Origin of the sequence: Streptomyces flavofungini, from assembly GCF_030388665.1 — a bacterium.
GTDB lineage: Bacteria > Actinomycetota > Actinomycetes > Streptomycetales > Streptomycetaceae > Streptomyces > Streptomyces flavofungini_A.
Genome location: NZ_CP128846.1, coordinates 5,927,109 through 5,939,716, shown reverse-complemented (window position 1 = coordinate 5,939,716; position 12,608 = coordinate 5,927,109). Strand labels below are relative to the sequence as shown.

14 protein-coding genes and 1 tRNA gene are annotated in these 12,608 nt (G+C 72.3%); 10 read left to right on the top strand and 5 right to left on the bottom strand.

Features of this window, described 5'->3' with window-relative positions:
* The first annotated feature begins 27 nt into the window (after positions 1 to 27).
* Both QUY26_RS25230 and QUY26_RS25225 read left to right on the top strand, forming a co-directional pair.
* Positions 28 to 963: a D-2-hydroxyacid dehydrogenase gene (locus QUY26_RS25230; RefSeq protein WP_289956006.1), complete on the top strand. Its 936-nt coding sequence runs from the start codon at positions 28 to 30 to the stop codon at positions 961 to 963.
* A 118-nt stretch (positions 964 to 1,081) separates the two neighbouring features.
* A complete protein-coding gene (locus tag QUY26_RS25225) occupies positions 1,082 to 2,491 on the top strand; it encodes an amidase (RefSeq protein ID WP_289950466.1) in 1,410 nt (469 codons plus the stop codon).
* A 39-nt stretch (positions 2,492 to 2,530) separates the two neighbouring features.
* On the opposite strand, the gene QUY26_RS25220 is transcribed toward QUY26_RS25225, so the two are convergent.
* A complete protein-coding gene (locus QUY26_RS25220; RefSeq protein ID WP_289950463.1) occupies positions 2,531 to 3,022 on the bottom strand; it encodes a DUF3830 family protein in 492 nt (163 codons plus the stop codon).
* 108 nt (positions 3,023 to 3,130) lie between these two features.
* Between QUY26_RS25220 and ehuB the strand changes: the two genes are divergently transcribed.
* The 6 genes from ehuB to QUY26_RS25190 all read left to right on the top strand — a co-directional run bounded on the left by ehuB (position 3,131) and on the right by QUY26_RS25190 (position 7,587).
* Positions 3,131 to 4,030: an ectoine/hydroxyectoine ABC transporter substrate-binding protein EhuB gene (ehuB, locus tag QUY26_RS25215; RefSeq protein ID WP_289950461.1), complete on the top strand. Its 900-nt coding sequence runs from the start codon at positions 3,131 to 3,133 to the stop codon at positions 4,028 to 4,030.
* A complete protein-coding gene (gene ehuC / locus QUY26_RS25210; protein ID WP_289950459.1) occupies positions 4,027 to 4,773 on the top strand; it encodes an ectoine/hydroxyectoine ABC transporter permease subunit EhuC in 747 nt (248 codons plus the stop codon). The genes ehuB and ehuC overlap by 4 nt, the downstream gene beginning before the upstream one ends.
* Positions 4,770 to 5,435 carry an ectoine/hydroxyectoine ABC transporter permease subunit EhuD gene (gene ehuD / locus QUY26_RS25205; RefSeq protein WP_289950457.1) on the top strand — a complete coding sequence of 222 codons (666 nt, stop codon included), beginning with the start codon at positions 4,770 to 4,772 and terminating at the stop codon, positions 5,433 to 5,435. The genes ehuC and ehuD overlap by 4 nt, the downstream gene beginning before the upstream one ends.
* Positions 5,425 to 6,240, top strand: a complete 816-nt coding sequence (ehuA, locus tag QUY26_RS25200; protein WP_289950456.1) for an ectoine/hydroxyectoine ABC transporter ATP-binding protein EhuA — start codon at positions 5,425 to 5,427, stop codon at positions 6,238 to 6,240. Before ehuD ends, ehuA begins: the two co-directional genes overlap by 11 nt.
* A 243-nt stretch (positions 6,241 to 6,483) precedes the next feature.
* Positions 6,484 to 7,242: an IclR family transcriptional regulator gene (locus tag QUY26_RS25195; RefSeq protein WP_289950454.1), complete on the top strand. Its 759-nt coding sequence runs from the start codon at positions 6,484 to 6,486 to the stop codon at positions 7,240 to 7,242.
* 271 nt (positions 7,243 to 7,513) lie between these two features.
* A tRNA-Lys gene (locus tag QUY26_RS25190) sits at positions 7,514 to 7,587 on the top strand.
* A gap of 77 nt (positions 7,588 to 7,664) precedes the next feature.
* On the opposite strand, the gene QUY26_RS25185 is transcribed toward QUY26_RS25190, so the two are convergent.
* Positions 7,665 to 7,844 carry a hypothetical protein gene (locus QUY26_RS25185; protein WP_289950452.1) on the bottom strand — a complete coding sequence of 60 codons (180 nt, stop codon included), beginning with the start codon at positions 7,842 to 7,844 and terminating at the stop codon, positions 7,665 to 7,667.
* A gap of 154 nt (positions 7,845 to 7,998) precedes the next feature.
* Here QUY26_RS25185 and QUY26_RS25180 point away from each other — a divergent pair, with 154 nt between their 5' ends.
* Positions 7,999 to 8,727 (top strand): thioesterase II family protein, encoded by a 729-nt coding sequence (locus tag QUY26_RS25180; RefSeq protein WP_289950449.1) that lies wholly within the window; start codon positions 7,999 to 8,001, stop codon positions 8,725 to 8,727.
* A 483-nt stretch (positions 8,728 to 9,210) separates the two neighbouring features.
* Positions 9,211 to 10,074: an endo alpha-1,4 polygalactosaminidase gene (locus QUY26_RS25175; RefSeq protein ID WP_289950448.1), complete on the top strand. Its 864-nt coding sequence runs from the start codon at positions 9,211 to 9,213 to the stop codon at positions 10,072 to 10,074.
* A 128-nt stretch (positions 10,075 to 10,202) separates the two neighbouring features.
* Here the strand turns inward: QUY26_RS25175 and QUY26_RS25170 are convergent, their stop codons facing one another.
* Genes QUY26_RS25170 through QUY26_RS25160 form a run of 3 tightly spaced genes read right to left on the bottom strand, consistent with a single transcriptional unit; the run spans position 10,203 to position 12,608 of the window.
* Entirely contained in the window at positions 10,203 to 10,583 is a 381-nt protein-coding gene (locus QUY26_RS25170; protein WP_289950447.1) for a hypothetical protein, read from the bottom strand.
* Positions 10,584 to 10,638: 55 nt separating this feature from the next.
* A complete protein-coding gene (locus tag QUY26_RS25165) occupies positions 10,639 to 11,313 on the bottom strand; it encodes a response regulator (protein WP_289950446.1) in 675 nt (224 codons plus the stop codon).
* Positions 11,271 to 12,608, bottom strand: coding sequence for a sensor histidine kinase (locus QUY26_RS25160; RefSeq protein ID WP_289950445.1), 1,338 nt, complete (start codon positions 12,606 to 12,608; stop codon positions 11,271 to 11,273). The genes QUY26_RS25165 and QUY26_RS25160 overlap by 43 nt, the downstream gene beginning before the upstream one ends.

Here is a 12,608-nt window from a genome sequence, read left to right as displayed (position 1 = left end):
ACCGTCCCCACCACCCCCACCGTCCTGGTGCTCGACGCCCCCGCCCCCGCGCCCCCGCCCCGCCTCGGCTCCCTGACCGGGCGCGCCCGGGTGCTGCACGCCGACGAGGACACGCTCGCGGACCGGCTCGCTCAAGCCGATGTGCTCCTGGTGTGGGACTTCCTCTCGCACGCGGTGCGGCGCGCCTGGCCCGGCAAGGGGCCGCGGCCCGCCTGGGTGCACACCGCGAGCGCGGGCGTCGACCATCTGATGTGCCCCGAACTCGCCGCGTCCGACGCGGTGGTGACCAACGCGCGGGGTGTCTTCGACGAGCCGATCGCCGAGTACGTGGCCGCCCTCGTCCTCGCCATGGCCAAGGACCTGCCGCGCACCCTCGACCTCCAGCGGGAGCGGACCTGGCTGCACCGCGAGAGCCGGCGGATCGCGGGCACGCGCGCGTGCGTGGTGGGTTCGGGCCCGATCGGCCGTGCCATCGCCCGCACCCTGAAGGCGCTCGGCATCACTTCGGCGCTCGTCGGGCGGACCCCGCGCGCCGGCGTGCACGGTCCGGAGGACCTCGACCGGCTGCTGGCTCGCGCCGACTGGGTGGTGTGCGCGGCGCCCCTGACGGACGACACCCGGGGCATGTTCGACGAGCGCCGCTTCGGCGTCATGCAGCCCTCCGCGCACTTCATCAACGTGGGCCGGGGCCAGCTCGTCGTCGAGGACGACCTCGCCGCGGCGCTGTCGAAGCGGTGGATCTCGGGTGCCGCCCTCGATGTCTTCGAGCGGGAGCCGCTGCCCGCGGACAGCCCGCTGTGGACCGCCCCGGGCCTGATCGTCTCGCCCCACATGAGCGGTGACACGGTGGGCTGGCGGGACGAACTCGGCGCGCAGTTCGTGACGTTGTTCGGCCAGTGGGTGGCGGGTCGGCCGCTGCCGAACGTGGTCGACAAGAAACGTGGGTATGTCCCTGGGCACTGATCGTCCGGCATCCGCGCCGGGCACCGGACCGACGCCCGGCCGTCGTCGGCGCCCGGCCGTCGTCGGTACCCGACCGTCGTCGGCGCCCGCCCCGCCCCCGTCTCCCTGAGGAGCACGCATGACCGAGCTCACGGACCTCACCGCCGTACAACTCGTCGATGGCTACCGCAAGGGCGAATTCAGCCCCGTGGATGTCACCCGTGCGGTGCTGCGCAGGGCCGAGGAGATCCAGCCGGTCGTCAACGCGTTCGTACGCCTGGACCCGGAAGGGGCGCTCGCGGGGGCCGAGGAGAGCGCGGAGCGCTGGCGGCGCGGTGAGCCCGCCGGGCTCGTCGACGGGGTGCCGGTGACGGTGAAGGACATCCTGCTGCAGCGCGGCGCGCCGACCTTCCGCGGCTCCAAGACGGTCTCGGAGGCGGGCCGTTGGGACGAGGACGCGCCGTCGGTGGCGCGGCTGCGCGAGCACGGCGCCGTGTTCGTGGGCAAGACGACGACGCCGGAGTTCGGCTGGAAGGGCGTCACGGACAGCCCCCGGCACGGCGTCACCCGCAACCCGTACGACCCCTCGCGCACCGCGGGCGGCTCCAGCGGCGGCAGCGCGGCCGCCGTGGCGCTCGGCGCGGGTCCGCTGTCGCTCGGCACGGACGGCGGCGGCTCGGTGCGCATCCCGGCGGCCTTCTGCGGGATCTTCGGGTTCAAGCCGACGTACGGCAGGGTGCCGCTGTATCCGGCGTCGGCGTTCGGCACGCTCGCGCACGTCGGGCCGATGACGCGGGACGCGGCGGACGCGGCGCTGATGCTGGACGTGATCTCCGCTCCGGACGCGCGGGACTGGTCGCAGCTCGGGCCGGTGCCGGGGAGCTTCAGGGACGGGCTCGACAGCGGGGTGCGGGGGCTTCGGGTCGCCTACTCGCCCACGCTCGGCGGGCAGGTCGCGGTGCGGGCGCCGGTCGCGGCGGGCGTGCGGGACGCGGTGCAGACGCTGGCCTCGCTCGGCGCGTACGTCGAGGAGGCCGATCCCGACTTCGCCGACCCCGTCGAGGCCTTCCACACGCTGTGGTTCAGCGGGGCCGCGCGCGTGGTGCAGCATCTGGCGCCCGAGCGGCGGGAGTTGCTCGACCCCGGGCTTCGGAAGATCTGCGCGCAGGGGGCCCGGTTCAGCGCGCTCGACTATCTGGCGGCCGTGGACGTGCGGATGGCTCTGGGACGGCGGATGGGGCTCTTCCACGAGACGTACGACCTGCTGGTGACGCCCGCGTTGCCGGTCACCGCGTTCGAGGCGGGGGCCGAGGTGCCGGGGAGGTCGGGGCTCCGGCGGTGGACGGGGTGGACTCCGTTCACGTATCCGTTCAACCTGACGCAGCAGCCTGCCGCGACGGTGCCCTGCGGGGTGGATGGGGACGGGTTGCCCGTGGGGGTGCAGATCGTCGCCTCGCGGCACGCGGACGCGGTGGTCCTTCGGGCTGCTCAGGCGTTGTACGGCGGGGGCGCCGCGCGGAGCGTTCCCCGGCCCCGCCCCTTCCCGTGACCAGGGGCGGTGCGCCCCTGGACCCCGGCGCCGGACGGGCTAGGACTTCCTCCGGAAGTTCAGGCTCTCCCCCAGCGCCCCCGACCTCCACAGGTCGTTGCACGCCTCCGCCATCTCCTCCAGGCCCTCGACGATCTGGCCCCAGACGATTCCGGGGACCCAGCCCACGTCGCCGTTGATCAGGAGGTTGTTGCGCTCGTAGAAGAGGGCCAGGTCGACGATCGTGCCGCGGTGGTCCTGTTCGTAGCCGTAGGACTTGGTGCCCAGTTCCGTACCGGTGAAGGTGAAATAGCACAGGTCGCCGGGGATGGGGGTGATGGTGGGGTTCTCCAGGGGCGGCTCCTCGGGGGCGAAGGCCGGGAACAGGGCATAGATCTCGTTCCGGGCGTACTTCGCATGGAACACTTCCCCGCCCAGAGGGAGCGCGTCCCAGACCGCCGCGCAGGTCACCGGGGCCCGGTCGTCGAGGAGCTTCGCCGTGGCCTGAACTCCCCGCTTGGCGAGGGAGACTTCGATGTATCGGTCTGCCATGGGGCCATGGTCCACCCCGGGTCGGCGCCCGCGTCAAGTGGACAACGATCGCATCAGGGGCCGAAATTCAACGGCATACCTCGTGTCGACTCGGGTAGCCGCGCGGCCATGGCTCCACCATCGAGGAACCCAAACAAGACAGAGCGCGCGTCCGGCGTGCGCCGCAGATCCGTGCTCGCCTCCGCCGCCGTCCTGGGCGCGGGCGCGCTCGGCGCGACGGCGTGCAGCCGGGTGCCGACGGGCGACACGCTGGCCCGTCTGAAGTCGCAGGGCACGGTGCGGCTCGGCATCGCGGGCGAGGCCCCGTACGGCTACATCGACGACGAGGGCGACTTCACCGGTGAGGCGGTGGAGCTTGCGAAGATCATCTTCAAGCGGCTCGGCGTGGACAGTGTGCAGCCCGTCGCCACCGACTTCAGCTCGCTGATCCCGGGGCTCAAGACGCAGCAGTTCGATGTCGTCTCGGCGGGGATGTACATCAACAAAGAGCGCTGCCAGCAGGTGATCTTCTCCGATCCCGAGTACCAGATGCTGGACTCCTTCATCGTGCGCAAGGGCAACCCGAAGGGGCTGCACACGTACGCCGACGTCGTGAAGAAGAAGGCCAAGTTCGGGACCGGGACGGGCTACGCCGAGATCGCGTACGCCGTCGACGCCGGGTACAAGGAGAGCGACATCGTGATCCTCCAGGACCCGGTGGCGGGGCTCAACGCCGTCGAGGCCGGACGCATCGACGTCTTCGGCGGCACCGCGCTGACCACGCGCGGCGTCGTGAAGAAGAGCCGCAAGGCCGAGGCCACCGAGCCGTTCGCCCCCATCGTCGACGGCAAGAAGCACGTCGACGGCGGCGGCTTCACCTTCCGCCCCACCGACACCGAGCTCCGCGACGCCTTCAACGTGGAGATCCACAAGATGAAGAAGAGCGGCGAGCTCTTCCGGGTGCTCAAGCGGTTCGGCTTCACCAAGGACGAGATGACCGAGCTGACCGCAGAGGAGCTGTGCAAATGACAGCGGGACTGTGGGAACACTGGGTCCTCCCGGGCATCTGGATCACCATCCAGCTCACGCTCTACAGCGCGGCGCTCGCGACGGTCGTGGCCTTCGCCGTCGGCATCGCGCGCACGCACCATCTGCGGGTGGTGCGCTTCTTCGCCGGGTTCTACACCGAGGTCTTCCGCGGCACCTCGGCGCTCGTGCTGATGTTCTGGATCTTCTTCGTCCTGCCGCAGCTCGCGGGCTGGGCGCTGGTCCCGATGTGGGCGGCGGTGCTCGCCCTCGGGCTCTCGTACGGTGCCTACGGCGCCGAGGTCGTCCGGGGCGCCCTGAACGCGGTGGCGCCCGCGCAGCGCGAGGCGGGGGTCGCGCTGAGCTTCACGCCGTGGCAGCGGATGCGGCTCATCCTGCTGCCGCAGGCCGTGCCGGAGATGATCCCGCCGTTCTCCAACCTGCTGATCGAGCTGCTCAAGGGCACCGCCCTGGTGTCGCTGCTCGGCATCGGTGACGTGTCCTTCGCCGCCTATCTGGTGCGGCTCGCCACCACCGAGAGCGCGGAGATCTACTCGATCACGCTCGTCATCTACTTCGTGCTCGCGTTCCTGCTGACCCGCGGGATGCGGGTCCTGGAGCGCCGGGCCAAGGCCGGGATCGGGCAGCGGCCCGAGCCGGGCGTCGGCATCATGCGCAGGCTGGGCCTTCGCCAGTCGACGGGCGAGCTGACCAGCACGGTGAAGCAGAACGGGGGCGCCTCATGAACGACGGTACGGACAAGTGGGACTGGGGCGCCGTCTCCGATTTCATGCCGCACTTCTGGGACGGGCTGCTCGTCACCCTCCAGGTGCTCGCCCTCGGCTCGCTGATCTCCTTCGGGGTCGGTCTCGTCTGGGCGCTCGCGTTCCGGGCGCCGACGCGGTTCATCCGCTGGCCGGTCGGGATCGTCACCGAGTTCATCCGCAACACCCCGCTCCTGGTGCAGCTCTTCTTCCTGTACTTCGTGCTGCCGGAGTGGGACATCCAGTACTCCGCGATGACCACCGGCACCATCGCGATCGGCCTGCACTACTCGACGTACACCGCGCAGGTCTACCGCGCGGGCATCGAGGCCGTGCCCGTCGGCCAGTGGGAGGCGGCCAAGGCGCTCAGCCTGTCGTACACGCGCACCTGGACCGCGGTGATCCTGCCGCAGGCGATCCGGCGCGTGATCCCCGCGCTCGGCAACTACGTCATCGCGATGCTCAAGGACACCCCGCTGCTCGCCAGCATCGGCGTCCTGGAGCTCCTGCAGCGCTCGCGCCTCGAGGCCGCGCAGACCTTCCAGTACACCGAGGCACTGACCGTCGTCGGTGTCGCCTTCATCCTCATCGCCTACCCGTCCTCCCTCCTCCTGCGAGCCCTGGAGCGCCGTCTTGTCCGCTGACACCAACCTCACCAAAGACCAGCCGAACCCGGCGGTGGACGGCAGCGAGCTGATCCGCTTCGACAAGGTCGTCAAGCGCTTCGGGTCCCACACGGTCCTGGACGAGCTGGACTTCTCCGTCGCCTCCGGCAAGCACGTCACGCTGATCGGCCCGTCCGGCTCCGGCAAGACGACGATCCTGCGCCTCCTGATGACCCTGCTCAAGCCGGACGAGGGCACGATCAAGGTCGGCGGGGAGTACCTGACGCACGAGGAGAAGAACGGCAAGCTCGTTCCGGCCGGCGAGAAGCACGTGCGCGAGGTCCGCAAGAACATCGGCATGGTCTTCCAGCAGTTCAACCTGTTCCCGAACATGAAGGTGCTCCGCAACATCACCGAGGCGCCCGTCACCGTGCTCGGCCTGTCCAAGGACGAGGCGGAGCAGCGGGCCCGCGACCTGCTCGACATGGTCGGCCTCGGCGACCGCTGCGACGCCTACCCCACGCAGCTCTCCGGCGGCCAGCAGCAGCGCGTCGCGATCGCCCGCGCCCTCGCGATGCGGCCGCAGGTGCTCCTCCTGGACGAGGTGACGTCCGCGCTCGACCCGGAGCTGGTGGCGGGCGTCCTCGACGTCCTGCGCGACATCGCGCACACCACCGACATCACGATGCTGTGCGTGACCCACGAGATGAACTTCGCCCGGGACATCTCCGACCAGGTCCTGATGTTCGACGCGGGCCGGGTGATCGAGTCCGGGCCGCCGGAGAAGATCTTCACCGAGCCCGAGCACGAGCGGACGCGGGGATTCCTGTCGGCGGTCCTCTGAGCACGGCCGACGCACCGGCGGCACACCGGCCGGCGCCGTGAGCACGGCGCGCAACGCGTGAGGCCATGGCGCCGGTGTATTCACTTGGCATATGCCAGGGTGGCGCGTTCCTGCTCAGCGAGCCGGAAACGCGCCACTCTTGTGGCCAACACCCTCTCCCCATGGGGTATTTGGCAGTTATCGTGGACAGTGTCCAGCTGTCCGGAACCGTTCCATCTCAGGCTCAGGGATCAGGGAGAAGCCGTGGCGGTGCAGCGCGAGTCGACGACGGCCCACCAGTTGGTGCAGAACGCCCTGCGGGTGCTCGAGATCGTCGCGCGCCGGGGCACCGGTGTCACCGAGGACGAGCTGGCCCGGCGCACCACCGTGCCCGCCGCGCAGCTCGCCGCCCTCCTGCGCATGCTGCGCCGCGAGGGATACGTCGAGCAGATCACCGACGGGGCGTACGTCACGGGCGTCTCGCTCACCCGCCTCGGCTCCGCCCACGACCGCAGCCTCGCGCTGCACGACAAGCTCCGGCACACCCTCGGCGGCCTGCGCGACTCCATCGGCGCCGCGGTCTACGTCAGCCGGTACGTGGACGGCGAGATCCGGGTCACCGACTTCGCCGACGGCCCGCGCACGCCGAAGGTCAACGAGTGGGTGGACTTCCGGGTCTCCGCGCACGCCAGCGCCGTCGGCAAGAGCCTGCTCGGCCAGCTCGACCTGGACGCCCGCAGGGACCACCTGTCCCGGCACAAGATGGCCCGCCTGACCTCGCGCACCATCACCAGCGAGCGCGTCCTGCTCAACAACCTCGACGCCCAGGCCGCCACGGTCCCCGTCCTCGACCTCCAGGAGTACGCGGTCGGCACGGTGTGCGCCGCCGTCCCCATCACCGCGGGCGCCACGGTCGGCTCCCTCGCCCTCTCCCTGCCCGTCGAGCACGCCCACCGCCTCCGCGAAGCCGCGGAAACCCTGAACCGCAAGGCCGCCCCGGTCCTGCTGTCCCTCGCGATCTAGGTGTATCGCCCCGGAGGGTCGCTGACGCGGGTGATGGGTGGGTAGCCGCCGAGTGCGATGCGGCGGCCGTGGTGCGATGCGGTGTTGTACGGGGCCGGCTGGAGCGGTCGATGAGTCCGCCCCGCGTCAACAACGCCCGTGATCGATACAGCTAGGCCACTTCGGCCGAGTCCAGGACAGGTCCTGTCCGGGTCACGCCCCCGTCCGCCCCCGGTGGTCCACGGTGGTCCTGAGCACCCCTCGGGACCAGGTATTATTTTCGAGTCAGCAGGCGCCGCTAGCTCAGTTGGTTAGAGCAGCTGACTCTTAATCAGCGGGTCCGGGGTTCGAGTCCCTGGCGGCGCACAGACAAGCAAGGCCCTCCGTGCACACGGGGGGCCTTCGCTGTCGCGCCATACACGTCGTCCGATCCGCCGCACGCCTCAGTCGAAGCTCAGCGTCCGGGACACCGTCACGTTCCCCGCCAGTTCCTGGCAGCGCTGGGCCACCGCGGTCAGCTTGGTGCGACAGTCGGGGGCCGCGGTGTCCAGGAGGGTGCCGAGGGCCGTGCCGTGGGCGGTGCGGGGCAGCCGGTCGAGCTGGTGGACGTAGGCGGGCGCCATGTAGTCGGGCGGGCGGGTGCCCGGATCCGGGGCGGGCCGGGGTGCCGCAGCTCACGTTCCGCGGTCAGGTGGCCGTCAGCGCGCGATGGAATCATGGAGGCCGTCCGGTGTGCCCTCGCACGCCGGTGGACGACCGGCTGACTGGGGGACGGCAATGGTGTGGACGCAAGCAGTCGAGGCGCGGCCCTTCGCGGCGGGCCGCCTGGTGTGCTTCCCGCACGCCGGGGGCTCGCCGTACTTCTACCGCTCGTGGGGCAAGGCGCTCACGGACGTGGAGGTCCACACGGTCTGCTATCCGGGCCGTGCCGACCGCATCGCCGAACCGCCCGCCACGGATCTGAAGGCCATGGCCCGCGACCTCGCCGAGGAGCTGCGCCCGCTGCCCGACGGGCGGCCCACGGCGTTCTTCGGGCACAGCATGGGCGCGTTCGTGGCGTACGAGGTGGCCAGGATCTGGCAGGCCGACGGCGCGGAGGTGAGCCACTTCTTCGCGTCGGCGGCCCGCGCCCCGCACACGGCGACCGGCACCCCGCAGCGCGCCGCCGAGGTGGACGACGCGGCGGTCCTGCGCACCCTCGCCCAGCTGGGCGGCACGGACGCGGAGCTCCTGGAGAACCCGGTGTTCCTGGAGCTCGTGATGCCCTACGTGGGCGCGGACTTCCGGATGGTCGCGGGGTACGCGGGCAGCCCCGAAGCGCTCCTCGACTGCCCCGTCACGGTGCTCCGCGGCGAGGCGGACACCCGGGTGAGCCCCGCGGAGGCCGCCGCCTGGCGGGAGCAGACCCGGGGCCCGTTCGCGCTGCACACCCTCACCGGCGGGCACTTCTATCTGACGGACGAGCCGCCGCTGGGGATCATCGAGGACGCCCTGCGCGCGAGCTGAGCCCCGGGCGGCCCCTCGCGGCCTGGCGCGGTGGACCCGCGTCAACTCCCGCCGCGCCCGCGGATGCCGCAGCATCACGGCGAAGCAGATCTCGTACGACTGGTGCGTGGCCCGGAACAGGACGCTGGCCACACCGTCGTCGTGCACGCGCGCTCTGTGGGAGTTCGTCGCGCTGGAGTATCTGCCCATAGGACGGAGCGACGGACCGGCCGTTCACAGCAGACCCCTTCCTCGCAGGCGGAGGCAGACGGGGGCAGACGCGGGCAGACGGGGGCAGACGGAGGGGATCTGCGCTTGTACACGACACACCGCGTTCCCGGCGGTCGCGCACGGGCGTGCGGTCGGCCTCGACGATTCCCTGTGACGAGCCTGACCAGCGGAAATTCCCCAAGCAGCATCATCAGGCGCACACTTGAAGCGCACCTCACCAGCTGAGAGCACACCTCACGCCCGGACGACCCGCACGGAATACAGGACGGCCAGATGCCCCGCACGCCCCGCCCCACCCACCTGGCCCTCGCCCTGACCGCCGCCCTCGCGCTGCTCACCGGCTGCTCCACCACCGACAGGAACACCGACCGCGACACGGACCGGCCCGCCGACCGCTCCACGGGCACCACCGGGAAGACCCCCCGCCCGCCCCGGGCCGACGCCCCCTTCGACTACCAACTGGGCGGCCCCTACACACCCCCGGACGGCGTCCGCGCCGTCTCCCGCGACCGCTCCGCGAACCCCGCCCCCGGCCGCTACAACATCTGCTACGTCAACGCCTTCCAGGCCCAGCCCGGCAAGAAGGCCGCCGCCTGGTGGGACGAGGAGCACCCCGACCTGATCCTGCGCGACGACGACGGCGACCCGGTGATCGACGAGGACTGGGACGAACCGCTGCTCGACATCTCCACCGCCGCCAAGCGGGAGCGGCTGCTCGGCATCGTCGGCGAGTGGATCGACGGCTGCGCGCGCTCCGGCTTCGACGCGGTCGAGCCGGACAACCTCGACTCCTACGCCCGCTCCGACGACCGGCTCGACCCGGCCGACGCGACGGCGTTCGCCCGGCTCCTCGTCCGCCGGGCGCACGACCGGGGGCTCGCCATCGCGCAGAAGAACACCGCCGAACTCCTCGGCAAGGGCATCGGGTTCGACTTCGCGGTGGTCGAGGAGTGCGGGCAGTACGACGAGTGCGAGCCGTTCTCGTCCGCGTACGACGGGAGGGTCTTCGACATCGAGTACGAGACGAAGGGGTACGACGCCGCGTGCCGCCGCTGGGGCAAGGATCTCTCGATCACCCTGCGGGACCGGGACGTGCTCCCCGCCGGGGAGAAGGGCCACGTGTTCCGGCGGTGCTGAGCGGCGCCCCACCGCCCCCTCCCGCCCCCGCGACAGGTGACGTTCCGGGGGTGGGCGTACCCGGTCGCGCCGGCGGACGTGGCGGTCGCGGCGTACCGGGTGACGCGGGAAGCCCGCTGGGGCGGGCCCTAGGACAGCACCACCACGTCCATGAGCAGGGCCGCGACCAGGCCGGTGGCCAGCAGATAGCTGCCGAGCCTGGTCCGGCCGCGCCTGCTGAGCTCGATGACGAGGCCGCAGAGGATGAGCAGCAGCCCGTACACGCCCACGACGAGCACGGACGACCGGCTCGCGAGCCGGACGGCGAGCAGCACGGCCGCGGTGGCCATGAGCAGCGAGGCCGCGGCGATGCGCAGCCTCCGGGCCTGGCGCGGGGTGAGCCCGAGGCGTTCCGGCGCCGCGCCGCCGCCGGACGTCACGCCGTCGGACACGTCGTCGAGGGGCGTTCCGTCGAGGGGCGTCTCGTCGGCGGGCAGTTGGCCGGAGGGCGCTCGGTCGGGGACGCTCATGACGGGCAGCGTAGTCGAGACGTACACGTCAAAAGGGCCGGGTCGGCCGGGGCCGTCACGCCCGCAGGTAGGCGAGGACGGCGAGCACCCGGCGGTGGGTGGCGTCGGTGACGGGCAGGTCGAGCTTGGCGAGGATGTTGCCGACGTGCTTGCCCACCGCCGCCTCCGTGACGACGAGTTCGGCGGCGATGGCCGCGTTGGAGCGGCCCTCGGCGACGAGGCCGAGCACCTCGCGCTCGCGCGGGGTGAGCCGCTCCAGCGGATCGCGTCTGCGCCGCAGCAACTGGCGTACGACCTCGGGGTCCACGACGGTGCCGCCCGCGGCGACCCGCGTGAACGCGTCGACGAACTGCTCGACCTGCCCCACCCGGTCCTTGAGGAGGTAGCCGACGCCGCCGCCGTCCCCGGTGTCCAGCAACTCGGCGGCGTACGACCGCTGGACGTACTGGCTGAGGACGAGCACCGGCAGGCCGGGACGCCCGGCGCGCAGGTCGATCGCGGCGCGCAGCCCCTCGTCCTGGAAGCCCGGCGGCATCCGCACGTCGGTGACGACGACGTCCGGTTCGTACGTGGCCACGGCCGCCCGCAGCGCGTCCGCGTCGCCGACCGCGGCGACCACCTCGTGCCCGAACCGGCCGAGCACGCCCACCAGGCCCTCGCGCAGCAGCACGCTGTCCTCGGCGAGGACTACTCGGTGGGTACGGGGGCGCTCGGTGGGCGCGGGGTGCACGGGATCTCCAGGGTCAGGACGGTGGGGCCACCGGGCGGGCTGGTGACCGTCAGTGTGCCATCGAGGACGGCGAGGCGGTCGGCGAGCCCGGTGAGGCCGGAGCCCAGGGCGGGGTCGGCGCCGCCGGTGCCGTCGTCGCGCACGGTCAGGCGCAGGGCGCCGCGGGCGTGACGGGCTTGGACGGAGGCGCGGGTGGCGCCGCTGTGCTTGGCGACGTTGGTGAGGGCTTCGCGGACGGCGAAGTAGGCGGCGGACTCGACGGGTTCGGGGAGCCGGGGCAGCCGGGTGCCGGTGTCGGTGCCTGCGCCCGTGTCCACGTCCACGGGGACGGGTGAGCGATCGGCGGCGTCCTCGATCGCGGCGGACAGGCCGTAGTCGGCGAGGACCTGCGGGTGGATGCCGCGGATGAGTTCGCGCAGTTCGGCGAGGACGGCGTCGGCCTCGCTGTGGGCGGTGGCGAGGCGGGCGGCGAGCGGGCTGTCCGGCTCGGCGTCGAGGCGGGCGAGGCCGAGGGTCATGCTGAGGGCGACCAGGCGCTGCTGCGCGCCGTCGTGCAGGTCCCGCTCGACGCGGCGGCGTTCGGCCTCGAAGGCGGTGACGAGACGGGCCCGGGAGCGGGTCACCTCGGCGAGCCGGGCCCGGGTCTCCGCCTCGCGCGGGGCGAGCAGGAGCCGGGCGAGGGCGGCGCGGGCGGCGGCGTACGCGCCGAGGGGGTACAGCAGGACGACGAGCAGGACGAGGCCGAGGGCGGCGGTGCCGCAGGCCGCCGGGTAGCTCTCGACCAGCCAGAGCTTGGCGGGTCGTACGCCGCCGTCGGCGGGCCCTCCGGTGAGGGCGAGGTGGGCGGGGGCTCCGGCGAGGAGGAGCGGCAGGGCGAGGGCGCAGGCGGCGACCAGGAGGTCGAGGGGCCACAGGACGAACGCCATCAGGGCGGCGTACGCGAGCTCGCGCCACGTGGCTTGTTCGCGGGCGCGCAGCCGGATCCAGGCGGTGAGGCCGGGGGCGTCCGGGGCGCGGTGCGGGCTCGGCGCGAGCGCCGGGTCGACGAGGCGGAGCCTGCGGCGTTCCAGGGCGGCGACGGGGAGGCCCACGAAGGCCAGGGCGGCGAGGAGGGGGAGGCCCACGAGGGCCACGCTCAGGACGAGGCCTGTGGCCAGGGTCGTCGCGAGTGCCACCAGCAAGGGGGCGCCGAGGAGGGCGCCGCCGGTCACGTAGGCGGCCGCCCGCCAGGGCGCGGTGGACCGCGGGTACTGTCGGGCGTTCCTCAGGTCGGCCCACACACTCTCCCGTCGCAT

Coding starts and splice junctions, on each gene's coding strand:
- QUY26_RS25225 (WP_289950466.1), top strand. CDS start 1,082: ATGACCGAGCTCACGGACCTCACCGCCGTACAACTCGTCGATGGCTAC.
- QUY26_RS25220 (WP_289950463.1), bottom strand. CDS start 3,022: ATGGCAGACCGATACATCGAAGTCTCCCTCGCCAAGCGGGGAGTTCAG.
- ehuB (WP_289950461.1), top strand. CDS start 3,131: ATGGCTCCACCATCGAGGAACCCAAACAAGACAGAGCGCGCGTCCGGC.
- ehuC (WP_289950459.1), top strand. CDS start 4,027: ATGACAGCGGGACTGTGGGAACACTGGGTCCTCCCGGGCATCTGGATC.
- ehuD (WP_289950457.1), top strand. CDS start 4,770: ATGAACGACGGTACGGACAAGTGGGACTGGGGCGCCGTCTCCGATTTC.
- QUY26_RS25185 (WP_289950452.1), bottom strand. CDS start 7,844: ATGGCGCCCGCCTACGTCCACCAGCTCGACCGGCTGCCCCGCACCGCC.
- QUY26_RS25180 (WP_289950449.1), top strand. CDS start 7,999: ATGGTGTGGACGCAAGCAGTCGAGGCGCGGCCCTTCGCGGCGGGCCGC.
- QUY26_RS25175 (WP_289950448.1), top strand. CDS start 9,211: ATGCCCCGCACGCCCCGCCCCACCCACCTGGCCCTCGCCCTGACCGCC.
- QUY26_RS25170 (WP_289950447.1), bottom strand. CDS start 10,583: ATGAGCGTCCCCGACCGAGCGCCCTCCGGCCAACTGCCCGCCGACGAG.
- QUY26_RS25160 (WP_289950445.1), bottom strand. CDS start 12,608: ATGCGACGGGAGAGTGTGTGGGCCGACCTGAGGAACGCCCGACAGTAC.